Source organism: Roseiflexus sp. (assembly GCF_057785375.1).
The window spans coordinates 1-17,142 of the sequence record NZ_JBYNRX010000021.1; the positions used below are offsets into that span (position 1 = coordinate 1).

Sequence of the window (17,142 nt, forward strand, 5' to 3'; positions counted from 1 at the left end):
CCCTCATCCCCCCTGCCTCCCGCTCCCGCCAGGGGAGAGGGACTCCCTCACCCCCCTGCCTCCCGCTCCCGCCAGGGGAGAGGGACCCCCTCACCCCCCGTGCCTCCCGCTCCCACGAGGGGAGAGGGACCCCCTCACCCCCCGTGCCCCCTTCTCCCACGAGGGGAGAGGGGGAGGCGCTGCTTCCCTTCCCTCACCCTCCTGCATGCGGGGGGGGAAGGCAGGTGTGGGGCAAGAGGAGGGGAAGGGGGTGGTGTGGTCTCTGCTGCCCGACGCCGAGGGCGCGGGCAGCAGCTCGCAGAAGAGTCATAGGATATAATGTACGAGTCGCAGTGGTGTACAGAGGAGGGTTGAGAGACATGTCGTTTCGCATTGAAGCGCCCTTTCAGCCGGCTGGCGATCAGCCGAAGGCGATTGCGCAACTGGTTGAAGGCATTCGCGCAGGATATAAACATCAGACGCTGCTCGGCGCCACCGGCACCGGCAAGACGCTCACCATGGCGCACGTCTTCAGCCAACTGGAGCGACCGGCGCTGGTGATGGCGCACAACAAGACGCTCGTCAGCCAGTTGTACGCCGAGTTCCGCGAATTGCTGCCCGATGCGGCAGTGGAGATGTTCATTTCGTACTACGACATGTACACCCCTGAAGCGTATGTGCCGAGCAAAGACCTGTACATTGAAAAGGAAGCCGAGATCAACGAGGAGATCGACCGCCTGCGTCATGCGGCGACACAGGCGCTCTTTACCCGGCGCGATGTTTTGATCGTGGCGTCGGTGTCGGCGATCTACGGTCTCGGTTCGCCCCACGAGTATGGGCAGGTCGTCATCCCTATCCGTGTCGGCGAGGTGCGCAACCGCGATAAACTGTTGCGTCAGTTGCTCGACCTGCAATTCGAGCGTAACGATATGGACTTTCACCGCGGCACGTTCCGGGTGCGCGGCGATACCCTGGACATCTTCCCCGCCAATCAAGAGATTGCCATCCGTGTCGAGTTTTGGGGCGACGATGTCGAGCGCATCACCGAGTTCGATCCCCTGACCGGCGAGGTGCTGATCGAGCGCACTGCGGTGGATATTTATCCGGCGAAGCACTTCATTACGACCGCCGAAACGCTCAAACTGGCGATCACCGACATTCAGGAGGAACTGATAGAGCGCCTCGCCGAACTTGAGCGACAGGGGAAGTTTCTTGAAGCAGCGCGCCTCAAGCAGCGCACCAACTACGATCTCGAAATGCTTTCTGAGGTCGGTTACTGCTCTGGCGTCGAGAACTATTCGCGGCACCTCGACCGCCGCGCCCCCGGGCAGACGCCGTGGACGCTGCTGGATTATTTTCCCGATGATTTCATCCTCTTCATCGATGAGTCGCACATCACCCTGCCGCAGATCCGCGGCATGTATGCTGGAGACCGGTCGCGCAAGGAGACGCTCGTCGAGTATGGTTTTCGCCTGCCCTCTGCGCTCGACAACCGACCGCTGCGATTTGATGAGTTCGAGCGTCATATCCACCAGGTGATCTACGTTTCGGCGACGCCGGGTCCTTACGAGTACGAACATTCGCAGCAGATCGTCGAGCAGATCATCCGTCCGACCGGTCTGCTCGACCCGACCGTCGAGGTGCGCCCGACTAGAGGGCAGATTGATGACCTGGTGGGCGAGATCAAGCGGCGGGTGCAGAAGGGCCAGCGCGCGCTGGTGACAACGCTGACCAAGCGTATGGCGGAGGACCTGGCGGATTACCTGAAGGAGATGGGCATCCGCACCAGTTATCTGCACTCCGACATCGAGACGCTCGAACGGATCGAAATCCTGCGCGATCTGCGGCTCGGCGTGTATGATGTGGTGGTCGGCATCAACCTGTTGCGTGAAGGTCTCGATTTGCCGGAGGTGTCGCTGGTTGCCATTCTCGACGCCGATAAGGAAGGGTATCTGCGCAGCGGGTCATCGCTCATTCAGATCATCGGGCGCGCCGCGCGGCACATTGAAGGCGCGGTCATTATGTATGCCGACACAATCACGCCATCGATGCAGTTTGCGATTGACGAAACCAACCGCCGACGCGCGATTCAGGAAGCGTACAACCGCGAACACCACATCACCCCGGTGGGCATCTCGAAAGCCGTGCGCGACCTGACCGACCGGGTGCGTAAAGTCGCCGAGGAGCGCGGGGTCTACCGGGCTGCTGCGGCAGTGGAAGAATTGCCGATTCCAAAGGACGAGATCGTCAAACTGATCAAGGAACTGGAGAAGCAGATGAAGCAGGCGGCAAAGGACCTGGCATTCGAGAAGGCTGCCGCTCTGCGGGATCAGATCGTCGAACTGCGGCGCACCCTGGCGCTCGAAGAGGAACAGCAACCGGCGCACCTGTAGAGGAAACGCCATTGTGCTGGTTGCATCCCTTCACTATCGCTGCCATGTTCCTGGCGTATGATAACCCACAGCAACGTCAGTGCGAAGCGACGGCGCAACGCGCGCCGTCGTCCTGTTTTCAGGAGGTTCATTATGATCCGCATCCGGTTCGCTGATGGGGGAGCGACGCTGGAGACCGACCGTACCCGTCACGAGGCGCTCAACAGCCGGTGATCAACAAAGGCAGCGCCTGGAGCGCCGAAGAGCGCGAAGAACTGGGTCTGTTGGGGTTGCCGCCCTATCACGTGTCGACGATTGAGGAACAACTGGCGCGCGTCTACCGCAACTACCAGCAGCGCAAGGATAATCTCGACCGCTACCTCTACCTGACCGACTTGCAGGACCGGAACGAGACGCTCTTCTACCGGCTGCTGCTCGAACATATTACCGAGATGATGCCGATTGTCTACACGCCGGAGGTCGGCGTCGCCTGCCAGCGTTACAGCCACCTGTTCCACCGGCCGCGCGGCTTGTTCATCGACTATCCGCACCGCGATCAGATCGAGGCGATGCTGCGCGCCTGGCCCCTGGGGGAACACACGCGCGCCATCGTCGTCACCGACGGCGAACGCATTCTGGGGCTTGGCGATCAGGGCATCGGCGGCATGGGCATTCCGATCGGCAAACTGACGCTCTACACCCTCTGCGCCGGCATCCACCCGGCGACGACGTTGCCGATTGTCCTCGATGTCGGCACGAACAACCCGGCGCTGCTCGATGACCCGCTCTACCTGGGTTGGCGCCACGAGCGGGTGCGCGGCGAGGAGTACGACGAATTCATCGAACAGTTCGTCACGGCGGTCGAGAAGGTGTTCCCGAATGTGCTGCTGCAATGGGAGGATTTTGCCAAAGACAATGCGCGCCGCATTCTCGACCGGTACCGCGACCGGATTCTCAGTTTCAACGACGACATCCAGGGCACCGGCGCGGTCACGCTGGCAGGATGGCTGGCAGCCGTCGAGATCTCCGGCGTGCCGCTGGCGGAACAGCGGATTGTCATGCTGGGCGCGGGGTCGGCGGCGACCGGCATTGCCGATCAGATCGTCGCGGTGATGGTCGAGGCGGGCATTCCACTGGAGCAGGCGCGCCGGTCGATCTGGTTGATCGACAGCCGCGATCTGGTGCATACCCGGCGCGCCGGTCTCGAAGAGGCGAAGATGATCTATGCGCAGCCGTATGAGATGCTGGAGGAATGGACGCGCGAAGGAAGCGGAGCGTTCACCCTGCACGAAGTAGTGGCAAACGTGCATCCCACCTGTCTGATCGGCACCTCGGCGCAGCCGGGCGCGTTCGACGAGCGCACGGTGCGCGAAATGGCGCGGCATGTCGAGCGACCGGTGATCTTCCCTCTCTCCAATCCGACCTCGAAGAGCGAAGCGGTTCCTGCCGACCTGATCGCCTGGACGGAGGGGCGGGCGCTGGTCGCCACCGGCAGCCCCTTCGAGCCGGTTGTCTACAATGGACAGACGTATGCTATCGGGCAGTGCAACAATGTTTTCATCTTCCCTGGCGTTGGGCTGGGCGTTCTGGCAGTGAACGCCCGGCGCGTAACTGACGCCATGTTCGTGGCGGCGGCGCGCGCATTGAGCGCCTTCTCGCCAGCGCGCCAGGACCCGACGGCATCGCTCTATCCGCCGCTCCCTGCGGTGCGCACGGTCTCGCCCGCTGTGGCGCAGGCTGTGGCTGCCGAAGCGGCGCGCTCCGGGTTGGCGGAACCGCTCAGCGCCGACGAACAGGCGGCGCGTATCGCAGCGACCATGTGGACGCCCGCGTACCCGCGGGTGCGGAAGATGGCGTGAGAGCGCCCGACGCCCGGCGGGGGACGGCGCGGGCTGTGGGTGCGCCGCCCGCCCACTCGCTTCGCGCCTTGGCGTCTGTGCGGTGAACATCGGTCACACCATCACCGGCATGCAGCTTACGCCCGGCGGGGGACGGCGCGGGCTGTGGGTGCGCCGCCCGCCCACTCGCTTCGCGCCTTGGCGTCTGTGCGGTGAACACCGGTCACACCATCACCGGCACGCACCTTGCGTCCGGCGGGGGACGGCGCGGGCTGTGGGTGCGCCGCCCGCTGGCGCAGGCTGGATCGGTTTTGTTCACCGCAGCAATCCGGCAGTTCCGGTCGATTCACGACTGCACCCTCAGTCCAGGCGGCGACGGCATGATACGCTCGCATGTGGTATACTGTCTTGTAGGTGCGGTGTAAACCGCACCAACATTTTTGTTGTGCCAATGCGTGTGTCTTCATGGAATATCAACCGGACCTGAAACGTATTACTGGCGAAGGGGGCGAAATTGCGTCGGTCGCTCCTGGAAGCATCGCCGCCGACATTGGACTGCAACCGGGAGATGTGGTCCTTGCAGTGGGCGATCTGCGCCTGCGCGATGTGATCGACTATCGCTTTGCGATAGCCGAAGCATCTATCGAACTGCTGGTGCGTCGCGGCGATGAAGAGATAGTCTACGAGATCGAAAAGGATGCCGATGACGACCTCGGAATCGAGTTCGTCGAGCCGCTCTTTGAACGCCTGCGCACCTGCAACAATAAATGTCCCTTTTGCTTTTTGACCCAAATGCCGAAGGGGTTGCGACGTTCGCTCTACCTGAAGGACGACGATTACCGTCTGGGTTTCCTGTACGGCAATTTCGTGACCTTCACCAACCTGACCGAAGACGACTGGCAGCGGATCGAGCAGCAGCGTCTCAGCCCGCAGTATATTTCGGTTCACGCGACTGATCGCGCATTGCGCGCCGTGCTGTTGGGGAAACCGGACGTGCCGGATGTCCTCGAACAAATCCGGCGTCTCGGTCGCATCGGCATCACCGTCCACACGCAGATCGTCGCCTTGCCAGAGATCAACGACGGCGCCGCGCTTCACCAGAGCATCCGCGATCTTGCGTCTTTCTATCCGATTGTGCAGACCATCGCGGTCGTGCCGGTGGGGTTGACGAAGTATCGCTTCGACGGGAAACGTCCGCAGACGATCAAAGCAGCCATTCAGATTCACGAAACGCCAGAGTGGGTCGATGCCACCTGGGAGCGACAGCCGCGTTGGGATGACGCGGTGCGTTCGCATGAGGGGCAGGTTGCCAATCTCGGGTACTGTGCGCGCCAGATTGTCGCTGCCGATGTACCAATGCGCTGCTACCGCTCCGATGAAGCGCCGCGCATTCTCGACGCGGTCGAGGCGTATCAGCAGGAGTTCCGCCGTCGCTATGGCGTTGGCATCGTGTACGCCTCCGATGAATTCTATCTGCTGTGCGGGCGCGATCTGCCGCCTGCCGCCGATTATGACGGCATGCCGCAGTATTCCAATGGCGTCGGCATGACGCGCGATTTCCTCGATGGATGGGCGAAAGCGCAGCGCCGCCTGCCTGCCCGCCTGCCCCAACCTGCCGAACTGACGATCGTGTGCGGGACGTTGATCGCGCCGACCCTGCAGCGCGTTGTTGATCGTTTGAACCGGATTACTAACCTGGAGGTGCGCCTGTTGCCGGTCGTCAACCGGTTCTTCGGCGAAACGGTGACCGTCTCTGGTCTGTTGATGGGGCAGGATGTCGTGCCTGTCATTCGGGACGCCGGCGCGCGACGGGTGTTGCTGCCGCGGGTGATGTTCGACCATACCGGCGCGCGTACCATCGACGAATACACCGTCGAGCGCATCAGCGCCGAGAGTGGCGCGGTCGTCGCCGTTGTCGGCGAACCGGACGAGATTGTGCGGTATGTGCGGGCGTTGAGCGTTGAACGATGAAAGAGGATTGGCGCCTATCGGTGCAAGCGAGGTGACTACGTGGATCACGACCTGACGATACATCGTGTTCTGAGCGTCATTCAGCGCGCCACGCAGACGGCGGCGCAGACTAACCTTGCTGCGCTGCTTGATCGCACGCTTGATCTGTTTGTCGAAGAAGCGCACGCCGAAGCAGGAACGCTCTATCTGTACCATCCGGATCGTGATGAACTCGTCTTTCATGTTGTCAAGGGTGATGTGACGAGCCAGCAACTGCTCGGCATGCGCATCCCGGCAAGCCGTGGCGTGGCAGGCGCGGCGCTGCGCGCGCGTGAGCCGATCTTCGTCCACAATGTCGCCGAAGACCCGCGCTGGGACCGCAGCATCGGCGAACTGGCGTCGCTCCGCTTGCGCACCATGTACTGTCTGCCGCTGATCATCGAGGAACGACCGATCGGTGTGGTGCAGGTTTTTAATCTGCCTTCCCATGCGATCGATGCCGATGAAGAACTGGCGCTGCTCCGCATTCTTGGCAATGTGATGGTGAGCGTCATCGATAAGACGCGCCTGCTCGAGGAGACCCATCGCCGTGAACGGCGGCAGCGCGCGCTGGCGGATATTGCGGCGCGCCTGACGACGACGCTGGACCGTCAGCATTTGTTGAACCTGATTATGGACTATGCCCGTGACCTGCTCAACTGTGAGGCGACATCGGTATGGGAAATCGATGACGAAGACGAAGCCAACCCTGTGTTGCGCTCACACGTCGCCACCGGATCGCGCGGTGCAAAAGTCGCCGGTATGACCATGCCGTTTGGTCAGGGGATCATCGGGCATGTCGTGGCGACCGGCGAGGTCGTCCGGGTGGATGATGTGCGCAACGATGTGCGCCATTACCAGGGGGTGGACCAGCAGAGCGGCTTTGTGACGCGCTCGATCCTGTGTGTGCCGCTCCATGCGCCCAGCATCGAACTTGGCGCGGAGCGCGGTCGTGTGGCAGCGCGTATTATTGGCGGCGCCCAGGCGCTCAACAAAATCGGTGGTCCGTTTACCGATGATGATGTGACTCTGTTCGAGTCGTTTGCCAATCTCGCGGCGACGGTGCTGCAACTCTCGCGGCTGTATTCCGATACGCAGAACCTGTTGCTCGGCATGATCAAGGCGCTCGTCGAAGCCGTCGATGCGCGCGATCGCAATAATCAGCACCATTCGCGCCGCGTCTCCGATTTTTCAGTTGCAATCGCGGAAGAGTTGGGGCTGTCCGATGAGCAGACGTTCCATGTCCGCATCGGCAGCCTGTTGCACGATATTGGGAAGATCGGCGTGCCGGACGCCATTCTCGATAAGCCGGGCCGCCTGACCGACGAAGAACTGATCGAGATGCGTAGCCATACAACCAAAGGCTACGAGATTATGAGCCAGGAAGAACTCAGGCGTCTGCTGCGCATCGAGCTGCCAGCACTGCTCCAGCACCACGAGCGTCTCGATGGCAACGGCTACCCGCACCGCATCGCGGGCGACCAGATTTCGTGGATTGCGCGGATCGTCGCGGTCGCCGATGTTTTCGATGCGCTGACTAGCGCCCGGCCCTACAAAGAATCGTGGAGTGCAGAGCGCGCGATTGCGTATCTTACTGAGCGGAAGGGCATTGAATTCGATGTCGCCTGCGTCGAGGCGCTCGCGCGCGCGCGCGCAAAGGGGCACCCGCTCGTCAAAACGCAGGTCGAGCGCGCGACCGGCATAGAAAGGGGGTGAAGGAACAGCATGAAACCGATAGTTGCTCTTGTCGGGCGCCCAAACGTCGGCAAATCGACCCTGTTCAACCGGTTGATCGGTGAGCGCCGCTCGATTGTGGAAGATATTCCCGGCACGACCCGCGACCGGCTCTACGGCGATACGGAATGGAATGGCCAGGTGTTTACCGTGGTCGACACCGCCGGTCTGCTGCTCGACGAAGACGACCTGACGCCGGGCACGCCGCAACTGGAAATTGCGCGCCGGGTGCGCGAACAGGCGGAACTGGCAATCGCCGAAGCGGATGTCATCATCTTCATCGTCGACAGCCGCGAAGGTTTGACCGCTGCCGACGCCGCCGTCGCCGAGGTGCTGCGCCGCACTGATAAGCCGGTGGTGCTTGCCGCCAATAAATCCGACAACCGCGAACGGGCAATGGATGCAGTCGAATTCTATGCGCTGAACCTGGGCGAACCCATCCCGATGAGCGCCTACCACGGCATTGGCGTCGGCGACGTGCTCGACCGGGTGACCGAGGCGCTGCCCGTGGTCGAAGTGGAAGAGGATGACGCTGCGATCAAGATCGCCATCGTGGGGCGCCCGAACGTCGGTAAATCGTCGCTGCTCAACCGCCTGCTCGGTCAGGAGCGGAGCGTTGTCAGCGATATTCCCGGCACCACGCGCGATAGCATCGATACGCCGATTGAGATCGATGGCGTTAAGGCATTGCTGATCGACACCGCCGGCATCCGGCGGCGTGGCAAGATCGAACGCGGCCTTGAGCGGTACAGCGTGATGCGCGCGCTACGCGCCATCGAACGCGCCGATGTCGCGTTGCTCCTTATCGATGCGACCGAAGGCGTAACGGCACAGGATACGCATATCGCCGGTATGATCCTCGAGTCGCTGAAAGGCGTTGCGATCCTGGTCAATAAATGGGACCTGGTGGTGAAGGACAACTACACCTTCGACGAATTCAGCCGCCACGTCCGCGATGCGTTCAGGTTCATGCCGTATGCGCCGCTGTTGTTCATTTCGGCGAAGACCGGTCAGCGCGTCGATAAAGTGTTGCCGCTGGCGCTGGATATTGCGCAGAACCGGCAGCGCCGCATCCCAACATCGGAACTCAATGCGCTGCTGCGGCGCGCCGTTTATGAGCATCCGCCAACTGCGGTGCACAAAGGAGCGCACCTGCGACTCTACTACGCAACGCAGCCGCAGGTTGCGCCGCCGGTCTTTCTCTTCTTTGCCAATCAGGCGGAGCAGGTGCACTGGGGCTATGCGCGCTATTTAGAAAACCGCATCCGCGAGCGGTACGACTTTACCGGCACGCCAATCAAGATCGTGTTTCGCACGCGCACAAAGCGCGAGGAACATGGCAAATCTCCGGCGCGCCGAACGCGCGCCACCCCGGCGATCCGCGTCCATAGCGCCGTGTCGCCCGAAGAGCATGTCGAAATCTGGGATCAAGACGATTTCGACGAAGAGGCCGAGGTCTACTGGACGAATGAGTAGTCACGATCCCTCAGGAAGAGGAACCGTCGGCAAGGCGCCGATATGCGAGAGCGAACCTGGCGCATGATACGTGATCGTGTAGGGTCCGATCATGCAAAACATCCCGTCGGTGAGCAGATGCGGCACATTGGGTGCAAGGCGGCGGCCATTGACGAAAGTGCCATTGGCGCTGCCCACATCCATCACCATCACTCCTTCCGGACAGGGATGAAACTCGGCGTGGCGGCGTGAGATTCCTTCGTATCCCAACACCAGGTCGTTGCTCAGTGCGCGTCCGACGGTAATGGCCACTTCTCCCAGTACCATCCTTCGTTCAATCACCCCATCACGCCGAACAATCAGGCGCGCGGCTGACGTGGGACCTGTTTGTGCCGGCATGTCACTCCGCGTGGTGGGCGATTGCTGCCCGGAACTGTTGTCCATAGTCGCTCTCCTGTGCTCCGCTCCTGCACGCGATTGTATCCCGCTCTGCCACGACCGTCAAACGGCCATGCTACGCATGCTTGAAGATTGATGTGCGCAAATGAAGATTGGCGCCGCATGTCCTACATCGTCCATCATCAACGCCGGTCACGCGCGTAATACCGCCGCTCCGCTCGATAACCACCGACATACACGATGGGCAGACCGTCGCCTGGCCTGGTTCTGGTCCGTACACGTATGTCAAACCCGCCTCTGCGCCTATCCGGCGGGCGCGCGCGACCGACGCTGCGGCCGCTGCGCCGGCATCACCGGGGATGACGTGCCATGGCGTGAATGGACTGAGCGCTGTCCGGATCCAGTTGGTCAGTCCGTGAATATGGTCAACCGAGTCATTCACGCCGGGATGCAGGCGGGTGACAACCTCGACGTGACAATGCCAGCGATAAAAGGCGTGCGCGGCAACTTCCAGAATGCCGCGCCATCGTTCCACGCCGGCAAGGCGGCGATATGCAGCGTCGTCGAAGGCGCGCAATTCCAGGCATATCCCATCCAGGTAGTGCCCGATCTGATCGAGCGCTTCGATCGTCAGGAACCCACTGGTCACGAGTGCGGTATATCGGCTGGTCGCTCGCGCCGTGCGGAGCAGGTCGAACACATACTCGTGCGCCACGGATGGGTCGCTGTAACTCCAGACAATACCCCGGCAGAGACGATCCAGCGCGAATGTCGCGGCGCGCTCTGGGGCAAGCCGTCGTTGCTGCTGTTCGTCTGATGGCGTTGTTCCATATTGCCCGCGATGCTGATCTTCCGGAAACGCATATCCCCACCCGCCGAGCGTCAGCACCTGGGTGCCTGGAAAAAAGTGCCATAATCGATGTTCGTCGATCGGCCCAACCGTTGCGACACTGATGAGTCCATCATTGTGAACGGCAATGCCATGCGTATCACGGGCGCGCACCCTGCAACGCCCTTTCTGGTGCGGCTTCAATTCGCAATGCCACTGGCAGACATTGCAGCGTAGCGCTTCATCATCGAGCGCTTCAACAAGACTGGTGTAGCGCATGGACCCACCTGCTAGCATTCTCGTGCCTGATCGGGTATAATCCTGGAGTACGCCGCGCAAGGCGTTGCGCTGGCATAGGGTGCATTATAAATCCTGACTGCCGGTCTGTTGCCCGGCAACCGGGCGCAGCCGACACGATAAAGAGCGTATGGACGAAACACCACTGCGTCGCCGGCTTGGGCTGGATCGCCCTTCGATCGCCGATCACCCGGTCGAGACAGTCGATACACCTGCTGTCGCTCCCTCCCCGGCGCTGGCAGTCCGCAGCATTGTGCGGGAGATGCTGGAAACCGCCATCTTTATTCTACTGGTCTTTTTGATTGTGCGCGGTGCGATCCAGAATTTTAAGATCGAGGGCCAGAGCATGGAGCCAAATCTGCACAGCGGGCAGTACATTCTGGTCAATAAACTGATCTTCTTCCACTTCGATCTGAATGCGCCGCTGCGCCTGCTGCCCGGTAATGCCGATCTGCCGCCGCGCGTGGTCTATCCCTTTCGCACCCCGCGCCGAGGCGATGTGGTGGTGTTCGAGTATCCGCGCGACATGAGCAAAGATTATATCAAGCGCGTCATTGCCTTGCCAGGCGAAACGGTCGAAATTCGAGATGGCCGCGTGTACATCAATGGCATTTTGCTCGATGAACCATACCTTCAGGGCATCACAACCACCTGCCGCTTCGAAGATCCATGCGCCCGTGCTCCGGTGGTGGTCGATCCAGGGACGGTCTTCGTCATGGGAGATAACCGCACCAATAGCAGCGACTCGCGTGAATGGGACGATCTGCCGCTGGATCGGATTATTGGACAGGCATGGATTTCGTACTGGCCGCGTGAGCATTGGGGCGCGATCCCTTTGCCAACGTATGCTGCACTGCCATAACCTATTATAAACGAATCGCGCATGCACGTTGCTATCAATGCGCATCTTCTTGCCCATACGCGCTCCTTCCGGCGCGCCGGGGTGTCGAACTACGTCGAGGCGCTGCTCATTCACCTGGGGGAGATCGACCGGCAAAACCGGTACACGGTATATACCACGCGCGGTCTCGACAGCGCAGCGCTTGGGTTGCCGCCCAACTTCCGCGTCCGGTCGAGTCGTTTGCCGACAATCAATCCGCGCGTTCGCATTCCGTGGGAACAATTGCTGGCGCCGGCGCTCCTGCGCGTCTCCCACGCCGACGTGTACCATGGCGTCCTCAATGTGATGCCGCTCGCTTGCCCGGTTCCGTCGGTGGTCACCATCCATGATCTGAGCGCGTTTCTGTTTCCGCAGACGTTTCGCCGCGTCAACCGGATGTACACCCGGTGGGCGATCCGGGTTGCGGCGCGCCGCGCCCGCTATCTCCTGGCGGTGTCGGAGTTTACCCGGCGCGAAATCGTGCGCTGGCTCCACGTTCCGCCAGAGCGCGTGGTTGTGACGCCCAACGCTGCCGATGCACGCTTTGCACCCCCTGATCCGGTGGTGCTCGAGGCGTTTCGCCGCCGCGTCGGGTTGCCCGACCGATTCGTGTTGTTCCTCGGCACGCTCGAACCGCGCAAGAATCTGCCGCTGCTCCTGGAAGCATATGCCCGGATTGCGCGCGATGTCGATGCGCCGCTGCTCATTGGCGGCGCAAAAGGGTGGCTGTACGAGCCGATTCTGGCGCGCGCCGAACAATTTGGCCTCGGCGACCGACTCCGCTTTGTCGGGTATATCGATCAGAAAGACCAGGCGCTCTGGTATGCGGCGGCAACCATCTTTGTCTTTCCATCGTTGTATGAAGGGTTTGGCATGCCGCCGCTCGAGGCAATGGCGTGCGGCACGCCGGTGATTGTCAGCGACAGCAGCAGTCTTCCCGAAGTGGTGGGAGCAACAGACGGACATCCCGATCAGGCGGCGGCGCTTGTCGTCCCGCCAACCGACGCCGACGCGCTGGCGGAGGCGATGCTGCGACTGCTCTCTGATGCCGATCTGCGCGCCGAATTGCGGAACCGAGGGCTTGCGCGCGCCCGCTGCTTCTCCTGGCGCACGACGGCGGAGCGAACGCTGGCGGTGTATCGGCAGGCAGCGTGTGGGTGAGGTATGAGGAGTGAGGCGTGAGGCGTGAGAGTGGAAGAGGGAGCGGGCCTGACCCTTGAGGTCTCTGCTGCTGACCGATTTCTGCTATGGAACCTCGCTGACAGAACGATCCTTACCCCCTGTTTATGTGTACCGACCTCAAGGGTCTGGGGGAAGGCGAAAGGTTGAAGGTGGAACCACTCTGAGCACCTCTGCGCCTCTGTGGTTCAAAAATGGGTGCAATGCAGGTTGGCAGGCGGATAGAGGCGCACGGCATTCTCCTGATCATACAGATATGTCTCAAACACACGCGGAGCATCCCGCTATGCGCGAGTTCCGGCAAGCGCATCACTGGCTTCTTCCAATGATATATGCCTGGGTTGTCGCCTTCTGGCGCCAGAGCTTCGGTGTTCGTCAATCACCTTTTATCGCCTGGTTCCCCGCGCCCACGTTCCGGTTCTCGCATCGCAGGCTGCGCATCCCGGTTCTCAGTTCTCAGTTCTCAGTTCTCATCACCCGCATCTTTATCATCATCTCACTCGCCATCGCCCTTTCACACACACCCGTATCGCTGGCGACAGCACCGGTGCATGGACAGCCATTCGTGCGCCCGACATTCGCAGCGCAGATGGAAACACTGCGTCCGGTCATTCTCGACGCAGCGGCGCGCCACAACGATCCGGCGATTTCGGGGATGGACGACGCAGAGTTTGCATCGATCATCGCCCTGGCGCTCTACAACGAACATTTTGGCTGGCTGGAAGAGGCGGTTCCGCCATTACGCCCGCTGACGCCGTGGTATCAGGCGGCGCAGATGACGCTCAACGCCTTTGGCGCCGACCTGACCGTCTGGCCCAGCAATATTCGCCCCTCCGTAGCGCTCGAAATGCTGCGCGGCGAACTGCCGGTCAAAGGTTCAGACCGACCCATCAGCATTGACCTGCGCATTGCGGGGAGCCGGATCGATCCGGCGCGCTATCGCACGCAGGCGGAACTGTACGCTGCCATCAACAGCGAATTGATCCGGCCCGCGCTGGCGGTCGAGTATCTGGCAGCCAACCTGGAGCGCGGTGTGCATCGCGCGCGCTATGAAGGCGTACCGGTGACCTGGCAGGCGCTCGCTGCCTGGCACAATCAGGGAATCGTCGCTGCGGAGGATATTGCCGCCAACCCCACTGCCCGCGACTATGTGCGACGCGCTGCGGTCTACCGCGATCTGGCGCGCGCCTTTATCGTCGCAGATCAGGCGGCACAGCATAATCACGCACTGCCCAGTAGATCGCCTTTGGCGTCCCATCCGCCGCCACAAAGTTCCAGTTATCCTGATATGTGCGCGCCTGCCAGGGAGTGCTGAACTGCCAGAGGCACATCGCTTCGAGCCAGGGCCATGCCAGCGCCATCTGGTAGGCGCCAATCGTCCAGCGCACCCGTTGCGCCGGACGCACCGCCGCCGACCAGCGCGGATGGTCGTTCCATCCCCCCTCAGTGATGAAGATCGGCTTGTGACCGTCTCCCAGGTAGGTCAGCAGGTCGTGGATGAGTTCAACGCGCCGGAAGTTGACCTCCTCCGGCGCCGGCGGCGCATCGTGCGGTTGCTGCGCGCCATAGTTGTGGACAGCCCAGGCATCAAACCAGGGCGCAGCGCCGGCGGCGTACAGTTCGGTAATGTAGCGCAAGTCCCCCATCCGCACCTCGGCGTTGTCGCCGAGATCGCCGCCGGGTGAGAGCGCCCCGGCGATGACGACGGCATCGGGCACAGCGGCTTTGACGCGCGGGTAGACTGCCTGCAGCAGCGCGGCATAACCGGCCGGATCGGGTTGCCGCCGCCCCCACTCGAAGGTGAGGTTTGGTTCGTTCCAGATAATGATGTGCCGCACGCCATCGACGCGGTAACGCTGAAGGAAGGCTGTTGCATAGGCGGCGAAATCGGCGTAGTGCGCTTCGTCGAGGTAGCGGTCGTTCGAGTCGCGCGGACGCGCCCACTGCGGCACAATATCGAGCCGGGCAAGCACCTGCAATCCCTGGCGCACTGCGTGGCGCACGACCATATCGGCGCCCGTCCAGTCGAACCCGAAGCGCGAACGCGGCTGCACATACGCCCAGGGGAAGAGATCGACGATCCAGCGCGCGCCCATCTCGCGCACCTGTTCGAGCGTGCGCCGGATATACCCCTCGTCGCCGATGCCGGTGAGGCGTGTATGAATGCCGATCTTCGGATTGATCGTGATGACCTGTTGCTGCGGCGGGAGGTGCAGCGAGCGCGGCGCGCGCACTGCCCAGAACTCAGCGGCGGCTGCGGCGAGCGCCAGCGGTGCGGCGAGGAGCAGCCGGCGGTGACGGCGCCAGGAGGTGTTGGTTGGAAGTGATGCGCGATTGGTTGGTTTGCGTTCAGTCATCTATCAGAACCAGGCCAGCGCAGGATGACGACTTCTTCGCGCAACTGCTCTTTGGTTGACGTTGCGATCCGGGTGCGAAAGAGCGCGATGTCGAGCGCCTCATACCCCAGTGTGCGGGCAATATCGGCAAGCAACTCGCCGGTGCGGATCAGCACACGGAATAGGACGCCTGATCGCCGACGACATAGGCGAGATGCGCGCCTGGGTGCAGAACGGTGCGGAGTTCGGCGAGATGACGCGCCATGCCGCCGAAGTAGAGTTTTGTTACTCGCGCGTAGAGACGCTCAAAGCCTGAGGTTTTCCCCAGCTGGATGCGTCGCACTTCGATCATGTCGGCAAGATGGTGAATAACCGGATGGGATGCAATCCATTGATCGTCATCGTCGGATACATACACGTTTCGCGTATTTGAACGGAGAAGATGCTGCTTCGATGCGCGAAGGTCGCTTTTGCTGCGGATAAATCCCAGCAGAACGCTTTCAAGTCGTGTTGTTCGCGTGTAATCTTTTTCGTTCGGATAGGGCGGAGAGGTGATCACGGCATCGATCAAGCATGGTTCGATCATGTCCAGAACGCGCCGGGCGTCACCGCGATGAACGACGGCTTCGGTCCGGTTCAATGCGCGCAGATGGCGGAGATCGTGCGCCATGTTCGAGATGCCGTCGAACCAGAGTGCGATCACTGGCGCATCGGCTTTCATCGGACCGACGCCGACTTCCGGGCCGAAATGGAGATTGCCGATGGCGCATGCCAGCGCTTTTGCCAGAGCGAGTTGCTGGTGACGGATGAAGCGCGGATCGGCATGCCGCTGCAAGCAATCGAGCAGAACCAGTACTTTGTGCGGCGGCAGCGGACTGATCGAGTTCGCCAGCAAGAGGTTCATCCGTTCTGCATCGAGCGTGCGCAGGGTGCGACTAACCGGCGGATTCGCGCTGATGAATACCGGATCGTCTTCGATGCCGTCGGCTTCGAGCAGTGCGCGCGCGCGCCCGGCGACATATTCGGAGTGCTGAAGCAGTTCATCTGGATCAGGAGACCAGTCGCATTTGACCTGCGCGGCGAAATGGGCGAAGGGATTGGCTTCGACGCCCACACCGGGAATGCCGCGTTTTTTGCATTCAACAATGGTTGTGCCTGTGCCGCAGAACGGATCGAGCACGCGATGCTGGCGCAGAATCCCGAAACGCTCAATGTACTCACGCACCAGGTGCGGCGGGAAGGAGAGCACGAACCGATACCAGTCGTGCGCCGGACGATCCTGATCGAGCAACCGGTTCATCTCGCCGTTGCTCGGACGATGGCGCTTTGTCCGGGGAGCAACGAGTGTGGATTCGCTGGCGTCCATTTGTTCCTTCCCTTGTGAAGACGAAGAGATGTCCTGTTGGTTCGAGAAGTATAAACCATCCGGCGCGTGGTTTCAACATGGTTGTAGAACGTGTGTTCTGAGAGAACCGGGACTGAGAACCGGGTCAGGCACACCTTCGCACTTCGCGCCCCTCGCCCCCGACGAAGACCTTTGAGGTCGCGGCAAGTCCGGTTCAGTGGAGATGCGCCTTGCCGCTCGCGATAGTTACTGGCAATGACGACAGCAGCGGAGCAGACCTCAAAGGTCGCTCACGTTTCCACCTCTCACCTCTCACCTCTCGCCTCTGACCTCTCGCCTCTGACCTCTCGCCTCTCGCCTCTGACCTCTCGCCTCTCGCCTCTGACCTCTCACCTCTCGCCTCTGACCTCTCGCCTCTCGCCTCTGACCTCTCGCCTCTCGCCTCTGACCTCTCGCCTCTCGCCTCTGACCTCTCGCCTCTCGCCTCTGACCTCTCGCCTCTCGCCTCTG

General features: G+C 61.6%; 13 protein-coding genes. 8 read left to right on the plus strand and 5 right to left on the minus strand.

Annotated features, from left to right (window positions below):
* Nucleotides 1-359 precede the first annotated feature (359 nt).
* The 6 genes from uvrB (at nt 360) to der (ending at nt 9,388) form a co-directional block, all read left to right on the plus strand.
* Nucleotides 360-2,372 (plus strand): excinuclease ABC subunit UvrB, encoded by a 2,013-nt coding sequence (gene uvrB / locus AC3EA7_RS03640; RefSeq protein WP_488612670.1) that lies wholly within the window; start codon nt 360-362, stop codon nt 2,370-2,372.
* Between the two features lie 209 nt (nt 2,373-2,581).
* Nucleotides 2,582-4,210, plus strand: coding sequence for an NAD-dependent malic enzyme (locus tag AC3EA7_RS03645; protein WP_488612671.1), 1,629 nt, complete (start codon nt 2,582-2,584; stop codon nt 4,208-4,210).
* A gap of 191 nt (nt 4,211-4,401) precedes the next feature.
* Entirely contained in the window at nt 4,402-4,614 is a 213-nt protein-coding gene (locus AC3EA7_RS03650) for a hypothetical protein (RefSeq protein WP_488612672.1), read from the plus strand.
* Between the two features lie 40 nt (nt 4,615-4,654).
* Nucleotides 4,655-6,160, plus strand: a complete 1,506-nt coding sequence (locus AC3EA7_RS03655; RefSeq protein ID WP_488612673.1) for a DUF512 domain-containing protein — start codon at nt 4,655-4,657, stop codon at nt 6,158-6,160.
* 39 nt (nt 6,161-6,199) lie between these two features.
* Nucleotides 6,200-7,894 carry an HD domain-containing phosphohydrolase gene (locus tag AC3EA7_RS03660; protein ID WP_488612674.1) on the plus strand — a complete coding sequence of 565 codons (1,695 nt, stop codon included), beginning with the start codon at nt 6,200-6,202 and terminating at the stop codon, nt 7,892-7,894.
* A 9-nt stretch (nt 7,895-7,903) separates the two neighbouring features.
* On the plus strand, nt 7,904-9,388 hold the full coding sequence (gene der, locus AC3EA7_RS03665) for a ribosome biogenesis GTPase Der (protein ID WP_488612675.1): 1,485 nt from the start codon (nt 7,904-7,906) through the stop codon (nt 9,386-9,388).
* On the opposite strand, the gene AC3EA7_RS03670 is transcribed toward der, so the two are convergent.
* Nucleotides 9,389-9,811 (minus strand): FHA domain-containing protein, encoded by a 423-nt coding sequence (locus AC3EA7_RS03670; protein ID WP_488612676.1) that lies wholly within the window; start codon nt 9,809-9,811, stop codon nt 9,389-9,391.
* A gap of 70 nt (nt 9,812-9,881) precedes the next feature.
* Nucleotides 9,882-10,874 (minus strand): radical SAM protein, encoded by a 993-nt coding sequence (locus AC3EA7_RS03675; RefSeq protein WP_488612677.1) that lies wholly within the window; start codon nt 10,872-10,874, stop codon nt 9,882-9,884.
* A 148-nt stretch (nt 10,875-11,022) separates the two neighbouring features.
* Between AC3EA7_RS03675 and lepB the strand changes: the two genes are divergently transcribed.
* Nucleotides 11,023-11,754 (plus strand): signal peptidase I, encoded by a 732-nt coding sequence (gene lepB, locus AC3EA7_RS03680; RefSeq protein ID WP_488612678.1) that lies wholly within the window; start codon nt 11,023-11,025, stop codon nt 11,752-11,754.
* Between the two features lie 21 nt (nt 11,755-11,775).
* A complete protein-coding gene (locus AC3EA7_RS03685) occupies nt 11,776-12,933 on the plus strand; it encodes a glycosyltransferase family 4 protein (RefSeq protein WP_488612679.1) in 1,158 nt (385 codons plus the stop codon).
* A gap of 1,208 nt (nt 12,934-14,141) precedes the next feature.
* On the opposite strand, the gene AC3EA7_RS03690 is transcribed toward AC3EA7_RS03685, so the two are convergent.
* Genes AC3EA7_RS03690 through AC3EA7_RS03700 form a run of 3 tightly spaced genes read right to left on the minus strand, consistent with a single transcriptional unit; the run spans nt 14,142 to nt 16,653 of the window.
* On the minus strand, nt 14,142-15,308 hold the full coding sequence (locus AC3EA7_RS03690; protein WP_488612680.1) for a glycoside hydrolase 5 family protein: 1,167 nt from the start codon (nt 15,306-15,308) through the stop codon (nt 14,142-14,144).
* Nucleotides 15,305-15,463 carry a hypothetical protein gene (locus AC3EA7_RS03695; RefSeq protein WP_488612681.1) on the minus strand — a complete coding sequence of 53 codons (159 nt, stop codon included), beginning with the start codon at nt 15,461-15,463 and terminating at the stop codon, nt 15,305-15,307. Before AC3EA7_RS03695 ends, AC3EA7_RS03690 begins: the two co-directional genes overlap by 4 nt.
* Entirely contained in the window at nt 15,457-16,653 is a 1,197-nt protein-coding gene (locus tag AC3EA7_RS03700; protein WP_488612682.1) for a TRM11 family SAM-dependent methyltransferase, read from the minus strand. Before AC3EA7_RS03700 ends, AC3EA7_RS03695 begins: the two co-directional genes overlap by 7 nt.
* Nucleotides 16,654-17,142: the final 489 nt, after the last annotated feature.

Coding starts and splice junctions, on each gene's coding strand:
- AC3EA7_RS03655 (WP_488612673.1), top strand. CDS start 4,655: ATGGAATATCAACCGGACCTGAAACGTATTACTGGCGAAGGGGGCGAA.
- AC3EA7_RS03690 (WP_488612680.1), bottom strand. CDS start 15,308: ATGACTGAACGCAAACCAACCAATCGCGCATCACTTCCAACCAACACC.
- AC3EA7_RS03700 (WP_488612682.1), bottom strand. CDS start 16,653: ATGGACGCCAGCGAATCCACACTCGTTGCTCCCCGGACAAAGCGCCAT.
- AC3EA7_RS03685 (WP_488612679.1), top strand. CDS start 11,776: ATGCACGTTGCTATCAATGCGCATCTTCTTGCCCATACGCGCTCCTTC.
- uvrB (WP_488612670.1), top strand. CDS start 360: ATGTCGTTTCGCATTGAAGCGCCCTTTCAGCCGGCTGGCGATCAGCCG.
- der (WP_488612675.1), top strand. CDS start 7,904: ATGAAACCGATAGTTGCTCTTGTCGGGCGCCCAAACGTCGGCAAATCG.
- AC3EA7_RS03670 (WP_488612676.1), bottom strand. CDS start 9,811: ATGGACAACAGTTCCGGGCAGCAATCGCCCACCACGCGGAGTGACATG.
- lepB (WP_488612678.1), top strand. CDS start 11,023: ATGGACGAAACACCACTGCGTCGCCGGCTTGGGCTGGATCGCCCTTCG.
- AC3EA7_RS03675 (WP_488612677.1), bottom strand. CDS start 10,874: ATGCGCTACACCAGTCTTGTTGAAGCGCTCGATGATGAAGCGCTACGC.